Genomic DNA, 524 nt, shown 5'->3' with positions numbered 1-524 from the left:
TGTCCCGCCAACTACCATCGGCGCTGGAGAGCTTAACTTCCGTGTTCGGGATGGGAACGGGTGTGACCTCTCCGCCATCGTCACCGAGCAAACATGCTTTTTCGCTTCGCCTTTTTAGGCGTGAAGGATGATTCCTTCAAAACTAGATAACAGGTTAAGCAGTCGCCTACGCTTTTCGTAATGTCTAGCTTCGAACTAACATCCTCCTACGCCTTTTGCTTTTTCCGTTCGACGTGCACGCACGTCTTCGTCAAAAGCTCTCGACTCCGTCGGACGTTTCCTTGGGCTTCGCCAAGGACCGTTCTTCGCTTTTCGTAATGTCTAGCTTCGGCTCCTAGCCCCTCGAATGGCTTCAGTCCTGCTGTGGCGGCAACAGCCTCCTCGCAGGCCTTTCGCCTTCTTCGTGGCTGAACAGTCACCTACGCTTTTCTTATGTGTTTAGTTAAGTCCTCGATCGATTAGTATCCGTCAGCTACACGTGTCGCCACGCTTCCACCTCGGACCTATCTACCTTGTCATCTTCA

General features: G+C 52.3%; 2 rRNA genes. Both read right to left on the bottom strand.

From position 1 onward, the window contains the following. Nucleotides 1–88 (bottom strand): 5S ribosomal RNA (gene rrf, locus EKC99_RS15415); the annotation flags it as partial. 350 nt (nucleotides 89–438) lie between these two features. Further along, nucleotides 439–524 (bottom strand): 23S ribosomal RNA (locus EKC99_RS15410); the annotation flags it as partial.

It is taken from the genome of Anoxybacillus sp. MB8, from assembly GCF_011006755.1.
GTDB classification, from domain to species: Bacteria; Bacillota; Bacilli; order Bacillales; family Anoxybacillaceae; genus Anoxybacillus; species Anoxybacillus gonensis.
This window is presented reverse-complemented; position numbering and strand designations above follow the sequence as displayed.